Origin of the sequence: Paraburkholderia bryophila (assembly GCF_003269035.1) — a bacterium.
GTDB classification, from domain to species: domain Bacteria; phylum Pseudomonadota; class Gammaproteobacteria; order Burkholderiales; family Burkholderiaceae; genus Paraburkholderia; species Paraburkholderia bryophila.
The window spans coordinates 117292-131411 of record NZ_QLTK01000012.1 but is presented as its reverse complement, the minus strand read 5'-3'; the positions used below and the strand labels follow the sequence as shown (position 1 = coordinate 131411).

Sequence of the window (14120 nt, the reverse complement as noted above, 5' to 3'; positions counted from 1 at the left end):
ACAAGGCAAGGACACTCCCGGACTCGATGCGATGAAAAAGAATCTCCCTATCCTGCTCGCGCTGGCCGCGCTCGTCGTATTCGGCCTGGTGCGCTACGACCATTTCGGCTCGGCGTACAACATCACGTCTTTCTGGCGCTACAACTCGATGTTCGCGCTGATCTCGGTCGGCATGGCGTTCGTCATCATCACTGGCGGCATCGATCTGTCGGTCGGCACGGTGGCGGCGCTGGCGAGCGTGGTTGCCGCGCTCACCAGCGTGTACGGCAGTTGGGTCGCCGTGCTGGCGGGATGCGCCGCCGGACTCGTGGTCGGCGTGCTGAACGGTCTGATCATCACGCGCCTGAAAATCCTGCCGTTTATCGTCACGCTCGCGACCAGTCTCGGCGCCCACGGCGTCGCGCTGCTGCTCGGCAAGAACGACGCAGTGTCGATCGCCGCCGATTCGAACTTCGGCAACTTCGGCAACTTCGGTCAGGGCGACCTGTTCGGGCTGCCGATTCCGGGGCTCGTCGCGGCGGCGGCCGCGCTGGCGGGCTGGCTGGCGCTGCGCAGCACGCGCTTCGGACGGCATTCGCTCGCCGTCGGCGGCAGCGAGGAAGCGGCGCGGCTGATGGGCCTGAACGTCGACCGCACGCTGGTGATGGCCTATGCGGTGAGCGGCTTGCTGGCCGGTATGGCCGGCGTGATCCTCGCCGCGCAGTTCGGCGCGGGACAGCCGAACGAAGGCGTCGGCTGGGAGCTGTTCGCGATTTCGGCAGTCGTGCTCGGCGGCACCTTGCTGAGCGGCGGCGAAGGCTCGATCGCGATGACGATTGCCGGCGTGCTGCTGCTCGGTCTCGTGTTCAATCTGCTGAACTTCGAGAACGGGCTGGGGTTCATCAGCTTGTCGGCGTACTGGCAGTCGGTGATTCGCGGCGTGTTTCTGCTGCTGGTGATCGTGCTGCAGGCGCGGGTGTTGAAGCAGCGCGGAAAGAAGCGCGTGACGGCGCCGGCGTGATCAATCGCTGAAACGCGCTTAGCGCTATCAAGCTTGGCTTCTGACCGTCCAATACGGTTTTCAGGCTAGGCCTGTGTACCAATAAGACCCGGTCTCGATCTTATTAACGAAAGACCTCCGCGCTCGCGCCAACCCTGTCGCGGCTATCCGTCGCGCCCGGACGCGTCCGCGCTTTTGCCAGTTTTATCAGCAGGGTCAATGCTGCAGCGCCCGGCGGCTTTCGGTATCATCGCGAACAAGTTGCCCGCGCGGCGCGCCTATCCGGCGCATGCCGGACAGCCGATGGCAGCCGCCCTGCGCGGCGTTCGCCCATCGCCGTTCCCTTGCTGAAGCGCGGCGGCAGCCACGCCAACGTACTTCGCGGCGCCCGACTGTATCAACGGCCGGCGCCGCCGCTTCCTGGTCCGGTACCCGCTTCACCACGCTCAACCGCCGCGTCGCCGCCCTCGGGCATCCGGCGCGGTAAAATAGCGGATTGCGCGTGATTCCCGACTCCGGGTGAACGCAGCATCGCCCTTGCCGTGCCGGCCGGCTCCAACGACTGGCCGCCTTTTTCGCACTATCCAAGAAGCCATGAGCAACCTGAACACACAGACCGTCCTGAGCGTCCATCACTGGACCGATACGCTTTTCAGCTTCACCTGCACGCGCGATCCTTCGTTCCGCTTCGAGAACGGCCAGTTCACGATGGTGGGCCTCGAAGTCGACGGCAAGCCGCTGATTCGCGCCTACAGCCTGGCGAGCGCGAACTACGAAGAGCACCTCGAATTCCTGAGCATCAAGGTGCAGGACGGCCCGCTCACGTCGCGTCTGCAGCATCTGAAGGTTGGCGACGAAGTCCTGATCGGCAAGAAACCAGTCGGCACGCTGATGGCCGACAACCTGCTGCCGGGCAAGACGCTGTGGCTGCTATCCACCGGCACGGGCCTCGCGCCGTTCATGTCGATCATCAAGGATCCGGACATTTACGACCGCTACGAGCGCGTCGTGCTGACGCACACCTGCCGCTTCGTCGACGAACTGGCGTACAAGGAATACATCACCGACCACCTGCCGGCGCATGAACACCTCGGCGAGCTGGTGCAGGAAAAGCTGCTGTATTACCCCACGGTCACGCGCGAGGCGTTCCAGAACCGCGGCCGCATCACCGAATTGATCGAAACCGAAAAGCTGTTCGCCGACCTCGGCGTACCGGGCTTCTCGCTCGAAAACGACCGCGTCATGCTGTGCGGCAGCCCGCACATGCTGCGCGACACGCGCAAGCTGCTGGACGACCTCGGTTTCGAGGAGGGCAGCAACAACGCGCCGGGTCACTACGTGGTCGAAAAGGCGTTCGTCGGTTAAACGGCGCGTCTCGCACGCCCCGATCATGCGGCGCAACGCCGCGCGATCGAGCAAAAAAGGAGCCTCCGGGCTCCTTTTTTGTTGCCGGTTACAAAATGACGCCGCCGTTTTGACATTTGGCGTCGGTATTATTCCTACAAAATTGGCCGCTTTGTCATGTTGCAATACATCAACCATTGCGTGAAATGTAGGCGCTAACCCTTGGTGGGACTGCATTTTTTCTACTTTTGAGATATGATCGCCGCGCGTGATCAGACGAATAGCTAACTCCTTCCGAAATCCGCAGTTCATGTTACTGAATGTAAATTTCGTTACGTCGCACCGTAGCAAATTGTCCGTCGCGCGCTGCGCGTCACGGTTCATCCCTGGAGGCTAGAGACCCGCATGCGTTCTTTCGTCTTCGCGCCCTGGATGCGCATCCGCTTCGCTGTCCACACCGCTTCCTGAGAGGGAAAGTCATGGATACGTCGACTGTCGTCCCTTTTACCGCGCATCTTCCCTTGTCGCCCGCTCGCGACGGCTTCGACACGTCCGGTAAGGCCGCCGTTGCCATTGACAGCGTTGCGCTGGCGTCTGCTGCCGAACGTGAGCTCGCCCAACTGCGGGCCAGGGTCCGCGAACTGTCGGCGGAACTCGTGCAGGCGCAGGAGGCGGCCTGCCGGCACGTGGCGCGCGAGTTGCACGACGGCGTGGGCGCCGAGCTGACCGCGACGCGCTTTGCGCTCGCGGGCGTCGAAACCTGGCTGCCCGCCGATGCGCCGCCGCAATGCGCGGCCGCGCTCGCCGTCGCGAATCGTTCGCTCGACGCCGTGTGCGCCGCCAGCCGCCAGGCCGTCGCGGAGTTACATGCGCCGTCGTTGGAAAGCGGCATTGTCGGCGCACTGGCCCATTGGACAGGCGACTTCGCCGCGCGCACGCAATTGCGCACGAGCTTCGTCTGCGCCGCCGACGTGCGCCTCACCCGCCTGCCGGCCGACGCCGCGCTGGCCGTGTTCCGCGTCGCACAGGAAGCGCTGAACAACATTGCCAAGCACGCCCGTGCCGAATCGGCGGACGTGCGGATCGAAACCAGCCGGCGTCATCTCACGCTGATCGTCGCCGACGACGGTATCGGCTTGACGCGCAAAGCCCGCAGCCGTCGCGGCCATTTCGGCCTGAGCGGCATGCAGGCGCGCTGCGCCGCGTTCGACGGCACGCTGCGCGTGAGCGCCAGGCGGATTGCCGCGAAGCGTGGCGACGCCGCCGACGCGTCGCGCGGCACGCTGCTGCGGGCGCGCTTCGCGTGGGACGCGATGCTGGCCGACGCACCGTGCGCCGAGCGGCGCGCCTTGCAATCGTGAGCCTGCCGACATGAGTCTGCGCATCCTGCTCGCCGACGACCACGCCGTGGTCCGCCAGGGCGTGCGTCAATTGCTGCTCGACCGCGGCGTGGCGCGCGAGGTTACCGAGGCGCAAACCGGCGCCGAAGCGCTCGACGCCGTCGTCCAGCACAGTTACGACGTGGTGCTGCTCGACATCTCGCTGCCCGACATGAACGGCGTCGAAGTGCTCAAGCGCCTGAAACGCAAGGTGCCGCGCGTGGCCGTGCTGATGTTCTCGATGTACCGCGAGGACCAGTACGCCGTGCGCGCGCTGAAAGCCGGTGCGGCAGGTTATCTGTCGAAAACCGTCGATGCCGCGCAGATGATCGGCGCGATCCAGCAGGTCGCCGCCGGCCGCAAATACGTGAGCCCGGCGATGGCCGAAGCGCTGGCCGACTACGTCTCCTTCGACGGCGAACAATTGCCGCACGAAAAGCTCTCGGATCGCGAATACCAGACGCTGTGCATGCTCGCCTCGGGCAAACGGCTAACCGATATCGCCGCCGCGCTGTCGCTGTCGGTGAAGACGGTCAGCGTGTACCGCACGCGCCTGCTCGAGAAAATGAAGCTGCGCAATAACGCCGAGCTGACCTTCTACGTGATGAGCAACCGGCTCGTCGATCTCAATCCGGCGATGGCCGGCTGAAGCGCCTTTTTCTCCCCGCCTTTTCCCGCCCGGCTCTGCGCACGCTGAATAGCGTGCCGTTCGGCGTGGCGAGCCGGTATGAGAGCGATTCCCTCCCACTTGCCCGGCATTGTGCGAAAGCCTTTTCCGCGATAGATCGCATGACGAATGGACGTGTCGCGTAAATGGTATGCGAAGGGGATTTTTCGCCTGCTCGCCGTGCCCTAAAAACCACGTTCCAAAATGGTGCAGCGGCGTGCTTCCGCTAAAATCGAGGGTTTCCCCGACATTCGGCGCGCAGCAACGCGTGCACTACTGGAGACCCCCGCCAATGTCCTTGTTCCGCAAGAAGAGCGTCGAGCAGATGATCGCTGCAAGCGCTCAGAACGCCGGCCTTAAGAAAGCGCTCGGCGCGCTCGATCTGACTTTCCTCGGTGTCGGCGCCATTATCGGCACCGGCATTTTCGTGCTGACCGGCACGGGCGCCGTTCAGGCCGGCCCGGCGCTGATGGTCTCGTTCCTGATCGCGGCAGTTGCCTGCGGTTTCGCCGCGCTCGCCTATGCCGAGTTCGCGTCCACGATTCCGGTGGCGGGATCCATCTACTCGTATTCGTATGCAACGCTCGGCGAGTTGGCCGCGTGGATCATCGGCTGGGATTTGATGCTGGAATATGGGCTGGCAACGTCGGCTGTGTCGGTGGGCTGGTCGGGGTATCTGCAGTCGCTGCTGGCGGGCTTCGGCGTGTCGTTGCCCACGGCCCTGACGGCCGCGCCGGGCGCATTGCCGGGGCATGACACGCTGTTCAATCTGCCCGCGTTTCTCGTCATGATGGTGATCACCGCGCTGTTGTCGGTCGGCATTCGCGAATCCGCGCGGATCAATAACGTCATGGTTGCGATCAAGGTCACCGTGGTGTTGCTGGTGATCGGCGTGGGCGTGTTCCACGTGACGCCGGCTAACTGGCATCCGTTCATGCCGAACGGCTGGAACGGGGTGTTCGGTGCGGCTGCGGTGATGTTCTTTGCGTTTATCGGGTTCGATTCGGTGTCGTCCGCGGCGGAAGAGGTGAAGAATCCGGCGCGCGATCTGCCGGTCGGGATTATTGCTTCGCTGGGCGTCTGCGCGGTGTTGTACGTGGCAGTAGCAGCGGTCGTGACGGGGATCGTGCCGTCGGCGCAGTTCGCGAATATTTCGCACCCGGTGTCGTATGCGTTGCAGGTGGCTGGGCAAAAGTGGGTGGCTGGGTTTATCGACCTCGGCGCCGTGCTCGGCATGCTGACCGTGATTCTGGTGATGGCTTATGGGCAGACGCGGGTGATTTTCGCGATGTCGCGGGACGGACTGTTGCCGGCGCGTTTGTCCAAAGTGCATCCGCGCTTTGCCACGCCGTTTTTCACGACATGGCTCGTGGGGATTTTCTTTGGGTTGATCGGGGCGTTGGTGCCGCTGAATGTGTTGGCTGAGCTGATCAATATCGGCACGTTGGCCGCGTTTTCGATGGTGTCGATTGCGGTTCTGGTTTTGCGGAAAACGCATCCTGAACTGCCGCGGGCGTTTCGGTGTCCGGGTGTGCCTGTTGTGCCTGTGCTGGCTGTGGCCTCTTGTCTTTTTCTTATGGTCAATCTTCAGGCTGTTACCTGGATCGCTTTTGTTGTTTGGCTTTTGATTGGGATGGCTGTTTATTTGGGGTACTCCCGGCGGCATTCCAAGCTGGCTAAATAGCGGTTTTTTTAGTCGTTCTGGTTGTTGGCCTTTCCTTGTGTTGTTAGCGGTCTATTAGCGTCGCCCCTGTGCGGGGCAGGCACTTACTCTCTTTGCGGCCGCAAAGAAAGCAGAGAAAGCCGCTTCACACCGCCAGCCCACAAGCGGGCGCCTCGCACAGCCACGTTAGTGGCGCATCTGGAATCGGTGTTCTCGCACATTCCGCCTCAGTGACACAGCAGTCATGCTTCCGGCGGCGCTTCGCGCGCCGTTGCGGTCGCTCTTTGAATCGTTGGCCGGTTTCGTGGCCTGCCGCCGGGGCATGGGCATTTCGCTCTTTCGTGCCCTGCACAAAATTTCCCCTCATAGCGCCCCCGTCTGATTTGTGCTTTACTTTTCGGCATCCCAATAAAAACAGTAGCCACGCGGACCTCCAGCACGACAGCAGGAAGACATCGACACACGCAAGAAAACGGTCCGGTCTCTCACCCCATCAGGAGACAAATTCATGACGATCAGCATCAGTCTGACAGTGAACGGCGCCGCAATTAGCGCCTCAATCGACCCCGGCACCCTGCTTGTCCAGTTCCTGCGCGAACAAATGCGCCTGACCGGCACCCACGTCGGCTGCGACACCGCCCAATGCGGCGCCTGCACAGTTCACCTGAACGGCCACGCGATCAAATCCTGCAACATTCTCGCGGTACAGGCCGACGGCGCGACCGTCACGACTATCGAAGGGCTCGCCCAGAACGGCGCCCTGCACCCGATGCAAGCCGCCTTCAAACACTGCCACGGCCTGCAGTGCGGCTTCTGTACTCCCGGCATGGTGATGAGCGCGGTGTCGCTGGTCGAACGCCAGCCCGAACTTACCGGCGACGACGTCCGCGCCCAGCTCGACGGTAATCTGTGCCGCTGTACGGGGTATCACAACATCGTCAAAGCGGTGCTCGAAGGCGCCGCGGGCATGAAGTCCGCCGGCTCGGCGAACGCAGCCGCCAACTCAGCGGCCACCGCGCCGGCCACCGCCTGAGGAGCCGACGATGAACGCACCCGACACCCATCTGATCGGCGCATCGGTCGAACGTAAGGAAGACTACCGTTTCCTCACCGGCAACGGTCAGTACACCGACGACATCGTCCTGCCGCAGCAAACCTACGCCGTGTTCCTGCGCTCGCCGCACGCACACGCCAAGCTCAACCACATCGACACCACCGCGGCCCGGCAATCGCCCGGCGTGATCGCGATCTTCACCGGCGCGGACATGGCGGCGGACAACGTCGGCGGCCTGCCGTGCGGCTGGCTGATCCACAGCACCGACGGCAAGCCGATGAACGAGCCGCCGCATCCGATCATCGCGCATACGAAAGTGCGGCACGTCGGCGATCAGGTCGCGCTGGTGATTGCCGACTCGATCAAGGCCGCGAAAGACGCCGCCGAACTGATCGAAGTCGATTACGACGTGCTGCCCGCCGTGGTCGACACCGCGCACGCATCCGACCCGGGCCAGCCCGCCGTCCACGACGAGGTGCCTGACAACGTCTGCTACAACTGGGGCCACGGCGACAAAGCCGCGACCGACGCCGCGTTCGCCAAAGCCACGCACGTCACCACCCTCGACATCGTCAATAACCGCCTGATCCCGAACGCGATCGAACCGCGCGCGGTCAACGCAAGCTATTCCGTGCAGGACGACAGCTATACGCTGTACGTCGCGAATCAGAACCCGCACGTGGAGCGTTTGCTGATGGCGGCGTTCGTCCTGTCGCTGCCGGAATCGAAACTGCGCGTGATCGCGCCGGACGTGGGCGGCGGCTTCGGCTCGAAGATTTTCCTGTACGCCGAAGACGTCGCGCTGACGTGGGCATCGAAGAAAATCCGCCGTCCGGTGAAGTGGACCGCCGAGCGCTCGGAAGCGTTCGTCTCCGACGCGCATGGCCGCGACCACGTCACCCACGCCGAACTCGCGATGGACGCCGACGGCAGGTTCCTCGCCATGCGCATCCACACGACCGCCAACATGGGCGCGTATCTGTCGACGTTCGCGTCGAGCGTGCCGACCATCCTGTACGCGACGCTACTCGCCGGCCAGTACGCGACGCCCGCGATCTACGCGGAGGTCAAAGCGGTCTTCACCAATACGGTTCCGGTGGATGCCTATCGCGGCGCCGGCCGGCCCGAGGCGACCTACGTGGTGGAGCGTCTGGTCGAAACCGCCGCGCGCGACATGAAGCTCGACCCGGCGGAAATCCGTCGCCGCAACTTCATCCGTCAGTTTCCGTACGCCACGCCGGTCGGCCTCACCTACGACACCGGCGACTACGACACCCTGCTCGCGCGCGCGCTCGAACTCGCGGACGTCAAAGGTTTCGCCGCTCGCAAGCAGCAATCCGAGCAGAACGGCAAGCTGCGCGGTCTCGGCTACTCGTGCTACATCGAGGCCTGCGGTCTCGCGCCGTCGAACATCGCGGGCGCTTTGGGCGCGCGGGCAGGTCTGTTCGAAGTCGGGCAGATTCGCGTGCATCCGACTGGTTCGGTCACCGTCTTCACCGGCTCGCATAGTCACGGCCAGGGGCACGAAACGACCTTCGCGCAAGTCGTCGCGGACCGGCTCGGCATTGCGCTGGAAAGCGTCGAGATCGTTCACGGCGACACCGGCCGGATTCCGTTCGGCATGGGCACGTATGGCTCGCGCTCGATCGCGGTGGGCGGCTCGGCGATCATGAAGGCACTCGACAAGGTCGAGAGCAAGGCGAAGAAAATCGCCGCGCATCTGCTCGAAGCGGCGGTGGAAGACATCGAGTTCAAGGACGGCGTGTTCCGCGTCGCGGGCACCGATCGCACCAAGGCCTTCGCCGAGATTTCGCTGGCGGCCTATGTGCCGCACAACTATCCGCTCGACGTGCTCGAACCCGGCCTCGAAGAGAGCGCGTTCTACGATCCGACCAACTTCACCTATCCGGCCGGCGCGTACATCTGCGAGATCGAGGTCGATCCGGACACGGGCGTGTGCCGGATTCAGCAATTCACCGCCGTGGACGATTTCGGCAACGTGATCAATCCGATGATCGTCACGGGCCAGGTGCATGGCGGGCTCGCGCAAGGCATCGGCCAGGCGATGCTGGAGCGCTGCGTGTACGACAACGAGAGCGGCCAGTTGCTGTCCGGCTCGTACATGGATTACGCCATGCCGCATGCGTCCGATCTGCCGGACTTCACCGTCGAAACCGCCAAGGGCACGCCGTGTACGCACAATCCGCTCGGCGTCAAAGGTTGCGGTGAAGCGGGCGCGATCGGCTCGCCGCCGGCCGTGATCAACGCGATTCTCGACGCGCTCGCGCCGCTTGGTGTGACCGACCTGCAAATGCCGGCGACACCGCATCGCGTGTGGTCCGCGATTCACGCAGCGGGTTCACGCAGCCAGGCCACCCCATTGAAATCCTGAGCGGAGCATTCGACATGTATTCATTCGAGTATCAACGCGCGACGGATCCCAACGCGGCCGTCGCCGCCCTCGCCGCCGACGGCAACGCGAAGTTCCTGGCCGGCGGTCAGAGCCTGTTGCCCACCATGCGCCTGCGTCTCGCGCAGCCGTCGCAATTGATCGACGTGACGCGCATTCCCGCGCTGAAATCGATCAGCGTCGACGCGCAAAAGGTCACGATCGGCGCAGCCGTCTGTCACGCCGACGTCGCGGATCACCCGGAGCTACGGCGCGTATCGCCGGGACTCGCGGAGCTTGCCGCGCATATCGGCGACCGGCAGGTGCGCGCGCTCGGCACGCTCGGCGGATCGCTCGCGAACAACGACCCCGCCGCGTGCTACCCGGCCGCCGCGATGGCCTTGGACGCGACTATCGTCACCGAGCGGCGGCGCATCGCCGCGCGCGATTTTTTCGTCGGCATGTATGAGACCGCGCTCGCGCCGGACGAGCTGATCGTCGCCGTCGAGTTTCCGGTCCCCGAGTGCGCCGCCTACGAGAAATTCCGCAATCCGGCGTCGCACTTCGCGCTGGTCGGCGTGTTCGTCGCGAAGTTCGCGAGCGGCGTGCGGGTCGCGGTGACGGGTGCAGCGGCGTCGGTGTTTCGCGTGCCGGAGCTGGAAAGCGCGTTGTCTGCCAATTTCACGCCCGAGGCGGCTCGCGCGGTGACGGTGTCGGCCGCCGATCTGAACACCGACATGCACGCGAGCGCCGACTACCGCGCGCATCTGATTCCGGTGCTGGCCGCGCGCGCGGTGACGAAGGCGATCGGTTAGCGACCATCGCCGTGGGCGGCTGACGCAACAGCGTGCTCCTGCACACCAACGTCGGCCGCCCATCCGTTCGCTCAATTCAGGACCACCATGCAGCCCGCTTCAATCGACGACACCCTCGCGCAACTCGCGAGCCAACGCTATTTCGCCAGCCGCGAACTCGCGACCGCGTTGTACCTTGCGCTGCGGATGGAGCGGCCGTTGTTCGTCGAAGGCGAGCCGGGCGTCGGCAAGACCGAACTCGCCAAAGCCGCTGCCGGCATACTCGGTACGACGATGCTGCGGCTGCAATGCTATGAAGGGCTCGACACGGCAAGCGCGCTATACGAGTGGGACTACCCGCGTCAGATCATGGCCCTGCGTCTGGCCGAAGCCGCCGGCGAACGACCCGACAACGACACGCTGTATCGCGGCGAATTCCTGCTGAAGCGTCCGCTGCTGCAAGCGCTGATGCCCGACGAGCATCATCCGGGCGCGCGGCGGGTGCTGCTGATCGACGAGATCGATCGCGCCGACGAACCGTTCGAGGCGTTCCTGCTGGAACTGCTGTCGGATTTTCAGGTATCGATTCCCGAATACGGCACGGTGCGCGCGGCGCAGCCGCCGCTGGTGGTGATGACCTCGAACCGCACGCGCGAAGTGCACGACGCGCTGAAGCGGCGTTGCCTGTACCAGTGGATCGGCTACCCGGAGCGCGATCGCGAGCTGGAGATCGTCGCCGCGCGGGCGCCGCAAACCTCGGCGGAATTGCAGCGGCGCGCGGTCGATTTCGTGCATCGGCTGCGCGGTATGGATCTGTTCAAGGCGCCGGGGATTGCCGAGACGATCGACTGGTGCCGCGCGTTGGAAGCGCTGTCGGTGACGGAACTCGATCCGCAGTCGGTGCAGAACACCTTGGGCGTGCTGCTGAAGTATCAGGACGATCTGGCGCGCATCGATGCCGCGCAAATCGCCCAGTGTCTCGCCGCGCCGGGATAGTCAGCATGACGACGCCCGTCGATACGCCCATCCTCGCCCGCAACGTCGTCCATTTCGTGCGCGTGTTGCGCGGCGCGGGCTTGCCGATGTCGCCGGCGCACGCCGTCGACGCGCTCGCCGCGCTGCACTGGATCGATCTCGGCCGCCGCGACGACGTGCGCGCCGCGCTGGCCGCGTCGCTGGTCTCCGCGCCGGACGAGCGCGAGCTGTTCAACGCCGCCTTCGACCTGTTCTGGCGCGATCCCGACTGGGAAGGAAAACTGCGCGCGCTGCTGCTGCCGAAGGTACGCGACGGCCTGCCGCCACCGAAGCGCAATAACCGTCTCGCCGACGCACTCGCCGTACGCGCGCCGCCCTCGCCGCATCGCAAGACCCCGCAGGAAACCGAGCAGCACGAACTGCGCGCGCACGCGACCTTCAGCGCGGAAGAACGGCTGCGTCACCGCGATTTCGACACCCTCACCGCCGATGAATGGCGCACCTTGCGTCACCTGATCCGCAGCCAGCGCCTGCCGCTCGCCACCGAGCCGACGCGCCGCCTGAAGGCCGCTTCGCACGGTACGCAGGCGGACTTGCGCGCGAGCGCGCGACACGCCGTGCGCGCCGGCGGCGACTGGACCGTGTGGAAGTATCGCGCGGTGGTCGAGCGCAAACCGCCGCTCGTGTTGCTGCTCGACATCTCCGGTTCGATGAGCAGCTATTCGCGCGCGGTGCTGTATTTCTGCCACGCGCTGTTGCAGTCGCGCGAACGGCTGCAAGTGTTTCTGTTCGGCACACGACTCACCAACGCGACGCGCGCATTGCGCGAGCGCGACCCCGACGTCGCGATCGCCGCGCTCACCGATCAGGTGGTCGACTGGTCGGGCGGCACGCGGATCGGCGCGGCGCTCGCGGAATTCAACCGCCGTTGGGCGCGGCGCGTGCTGACCGGCCGGGCCACGGTGCTGCTCGTGACGGACGGGCTCGATCACGAAGCGATCGACGTGCTCGACGCCGAGATGGCGCGCCTGCACCGCTTCGCGCACCGGATCGTCTGGCTCAATCCGCTGCTGCGTTTCAGCGGCTTTGCCCCGAAAGCGCGCGGCGTGCAGGCGATCCTGCCGTATGTCGACGCGCATCGTCCGGTTCATAATCTCGACAGCCTGACCGCGTTCGGCCACGACCTCGCGCAGCTCACGCGCGCGCCGCGTCCCGCCGTCGCCGCCAGGACCACCGCAGGAGCGACGTCATGGAACTGACCGACACCCACACGCTACCGGTTTCGCAGCAACGAACGTGGGACGCGTTGAACGACACGGAAATTTTGCGCGCCTGCATTCCAGGCTGCGAAAGCATCGATCCGGACGGCGAGAATGCCTATCTGGTCGCGCTGAGCGCGGCAGTCGGCCCCGTCAAGGCGCGTTTCAAGGGGCGCATGCAACTGACCGACATCGACGCGCCGAACGGCTACAGCATCGTGTTCGAAGGCCAGGGCGGCGCCGCGGGTTTCGCCAAGGGCAATGCGCGCGTCACGCTCGAAGCCGACGACGACGCAGCCGACGCAACGCGGTTGTCCTACACGGCGAGCGCGCAAGTGGGCGGCAAGCTCGCGCAGATCGGTTCCAGACTGGTGGATGGCGCGGCGCGTAAAATCGCGGGCGAATTCTTCAAGCGCTTCGGCGCGTTGGTGAGTGGCGAGAGTGGCGACAGCGCTGACGGCATTGACGCGGCGTCTCCGGAAGGCGCCGAGCCCGCGTCCGATCCCACGGCGCGGGACAATACGGCATTGAATGAGCCCGCGGACGGCGAGTCCGCCGGCGACGCAACGAAAAGGAAGAAATCATGGACAGCGTGGATCTCGAAGTCCTGAAATCCAGCGCACGTTGGCTGGCAGAGGGACATCGCGCGCTACTGGTGACGGTGGTGAAGACGTGGGGCTCGTCGCCTCGCCCCGAGGGCGCGATGCTCGCGGTGCGCGACGACGGGCTGGTGGTCGGCTCGGTCTCGGGCGGCTGCATCGAAGACGATCTGATCGATCGGGTACGGCAAAAGGGTATCGAGCAGACGCGCCCGGAAGCGGTGAAATACGGCATCACGGCGGAAGAAGCGCATCGTTTCGGCCTGCCCTGCGGCGGCACGATCCAGCTCGTGCTCGAACCGCTGGCGCCGCAAAGCGGCATCGCCGAACTGTGCGACGCAGTGGAAGACGGCCGGCTCGTCGCGCGCGAACTCGACATGGCGAGCGGCGCGGTGCAACTCGGCACGGCGCAAGCCACGGACGGCGTGCTGTTCGACGGCGAACGTCTGCTGACGATCCACGGCCCGCGTTACCGGATGCTGGTGATCGGCGCGGGGCAGTTGTCGCGCTACCTGTGTCAGATCGCGGTGGGGCTCGACTATCAGGTGACGGTGTGCGATCCGCGCGAAGAGTACACCGAGGAATGGGATATCCCCGGCACGAAGATCGTGCGCACCATGCCGGACGATACCGTGACCGACATGAAGCTCGACGAGCGCTGCGCGGTGATCGCGCTCACGCACGACCCGAAGCTCGACGACCTCGCGTTGATGGAAGCGTTGAAGACACCGGCGTTTTACGTCGGCGCATTGGGCTCGCGGCGCAATAACCAGGCGCGGCGCGAACGGCTGAAGGAATTCGATCTGAACGATACCGAACTGGCCCGTTTGCATGGGCCGGTGGGCATTTATATCGGCAGCCGCACGCCGCCCGAGATCGCGGTCTCGATTCTTGCCGAGGTGACGGCGGCCAAGAACGGCGTCTCTTTGCCGACGCTGCTGAAGGTGGAAGGCGCGAAGGCCGCGCGGGAAATTGCGGCGTCCGGCGACGCGACATGCAGCGTGTAGCGTTTGATGGC

12 protein-coding genes are annotated in these 14120 nt (G+C 64.9%); all 12 read left to right on the top strand.

Annotation, left to right across the window (positions count from 1 at the left end; translation table 11 throughout):
• Positions 1 to 31: 31 nt before the first annotated feature.
• The 12 genes from BX591_RS18945 (at position 32) to BX591_RS18885 (ending at position 14109) form a co-directional block, all read left to right on the top strand.
• Positions 32 to 1000: an ABC transporter permease gene (locus tag BX591_RS18945; protein WP_111932894.1), complete on the top strand. Its 969-nt coding sequence runs from the start codon at positions 32 to 34 to the stop codon at positions 998 to 1000.
• 573 nt (positions 1001 to 1573) lie between these two features.
• Positions 1574 to 2344 carry a ferredoxin--NADP reductase gene (locus BX591_RS18935; RefSeq protein ID WP_111932893.1) on the top strand — a complete coding sequence of 257 codons (771 nt, stop codon included), beginning with the start codon at positions 1574 to 1576 and terminating at the stop codon, positions 2342 to 2344.
• Between the two features lie 458 nt (positions 2345 to 2802).
• Positions 2803 to 3684 carry a sensor histidine kinase gene (locus BX591_RS18930; RefSeq protein WP_111932892.1) on the top strand — a complete coding sequence of 294 codons (882 nt, stop codon included), beginning with the start codon at positions 2803 to 2805 and terminating at the stop codon, positions 3682 to 3684.
• A gap of 10 nt (positions 3685 to 3694) precedes the next feature.
• Positions 3695 to 4351: a response regulator transcription factor RqpR gene (gene rqpR, locus BX591_RS18925; protein ID WP_111932891.1), complete on the top strand. Its 657-nt coding sequence runs from the start codon at positions 3695 to 3697 to the stop codon at positions 4349 to 4351.
• Between the two features lie 310 nt (positions 4352 to 4661).
• Positions 4662 to 6053 carry a branched-chain amino acid transporter BcaP gene (locus BX591_RS18920; RefSeq protein WP_111932890.1) on the top strand — a complete coding sequence of 464 codons (1392 nt, stop codon included), beginning with the start codon at positions 4662 to 4664 and terminating at the stop codon, positions 6051 to 6053.
• 487 nt (positions 6054 to 6540) lie between these two features.
• Positions 6541 to 7065, top strand: a complete 525-nt coding sequence (locus BX591_RS18915; protein WP_111932889.1) for a (2Fe-2S)-binding protein — start codon at positions 6541 to 6543, stop codon at positions 7063 to 7065.
• Positions 7066 to 7075: 10 nt separating this feature from the next.
• Entirely contained in the window at positions 7076 to 9478 is a 2403-nt protein-coding gene (locus BX591_RS18910; RefSeq protein WP_111932888.1) for a xanthine dehydrogenase family protein molybdopterin-binding subunit, read from the top strand.
• Between the two features lie 14 nt (positions 9479 to 9492).
• Positions 9493 to 10290 (top strand): FAD binding domain-containing protein, encoded by a 798-nt coding sequence (locus tag BX591_RS18905; protein ID WP_111932887.1) that lies wholly within the window; start codon positions 9493 to 9495, stop codon positions 10288 to 10290.
• An 87-nt stretch (positions 10291 to 10377) separates the two neighbouring features.
• A complete protein-coding gene (locus BX591_RS18900; RefSeq protein WP_111932886.1) occupies positions 10378 to 11265 on the top strand; it encodes an AAA family ATPase in 888 nt (295 codons plus the stop codon).
• 5 nt (positions 11266 to 11270) lie between these two features.
• Entirely contained in the window at positions 11271 to 12503 is a 1233-nt protein-coding gene (locus BX591_RS18895) for a vWA domain-containing protein (protein ID WP_111932885.1), read from the top strand.
• On the top strand, positions 12494 to 13114 hold the full coding sequence (locus BX591_RS18890; RefSeq protein WP_111932884.1) for an SRPBCC family protein: 621 nt from the start codon (positions 12494 to 12496) through the stop codon (positions 13112 to 13114). The genes BX591_RS18895 and BX591_RS18890 overlap by 10 nt, the downstream gene beginning before the upstream one ends.
• Positions 13087 to 14109 carry an XdhC family protein gene (locus BX591_RS18885; RefSeq protein WP_111932883.1) on the top strand — a complete coding sequence of 341 codons (1023 nt, stop codon included), beginning with the start codon at positions 13087 to 13089 and terminating at the stop codon, positions 14107 to 14109. The genes BX591_RS18890 and BX591_RS18885 overlap by 28 nt, the downstream gene beginning before the upstream one ends.
• The last annotated feature ends 11 nt before the right edge of the window (positions 14110 to 14120 follow it).

What these genes read in the sequence shown, in the direction of transcription:
- BX591_RS18890 (WP_111932884.1), top strand. Translation starts at nt 12,494, where the DNA reads ATGGAACTGACCGACACCCACACGCTACCGGTTTCGCAGCAACGAACG.
- BX591_RS18920 (WP_111932890.1), top strand. Translation starts at nt 4,662, where the DNA reads ATGTCCTTGTTCCGCAAGAAGAGCGTCGAGCAGATGATCGCTGCAAGC.
- BX591_RS18895 (WP_111932885.1), top strand. Translation starts at nt 11,271, where the DNA reads ATGACGACGCCCGTCGATACGCCCATCCTCGCCCGCAACGTCGTCCAT.
- BX591_RS18915 (WP_111932889.1), top strand. Translation starts at nt 6,541, where the DNA reads ATGACGATCAGCATCAGTCTGACAGTGAACGGCGCCGCAATTAGCGCC.
- BX591_RS18905 (WP_111932887.1), top strand. Translation starts at nt 9,493, where the DNA reads ATGTATTCATTCGAGTATCAACGCGCGACGGATCCCAACGCGGCCGTC.
- BX591_RS18935 (WP_111932893.1), top strand. Translation starts at nt 1,574, where the DNA reads ATGAGCAACCTGAACACACAGACCGTCCTGAGCGTCCATCACTGGACC.
- BX591_RS18945 (WP_111932894.1), top strand. Translation starts at nt 32, where the DNA reads ATGAAAAAGAATCTCCCTATCCTGCTCGCGCTGGCCGCGCTCGTCGTA.
- rqpR (WP_111932891.1), top strand. Translation starts at nt 3,695, where the DNA reads ATGAGTCTGCGCATCCTGCTCGCCGACGACCACGCCGTGGTCCGCCAG.
- BX591_RS18900 (WP_111932886.1), top strand. Translation starts at nt 10,378, where the DNA reads ATGCAGCCCGCTTCAATCGACGACACCCTCGCGCAACTCGCGAGCCAA.
- BX591_RS18930 (WP_111932892.1), top strand. Translation starts at nt 2,803, where the DNA reads ATGGATACGTCGACTGTCGTCCCTTTTACCGCGCATCTTCCCTTGTCG.
- BX591_RS18885 (WP_111932883.1), top strand. Translation starts at nt 13,087, where the DNA reads ATGGACAGCGTGGATCTCGAAGTCCTGAAATCCAGCGCACGTTGGCTG.
- BX591_RS18910 (WP_111932888.1), top strand. Translation starts at nt 7,076, where the DNA reads ATGAACGCACCCGACACCCATCTGATCGGCGCATCGGTCGAACGTAAG.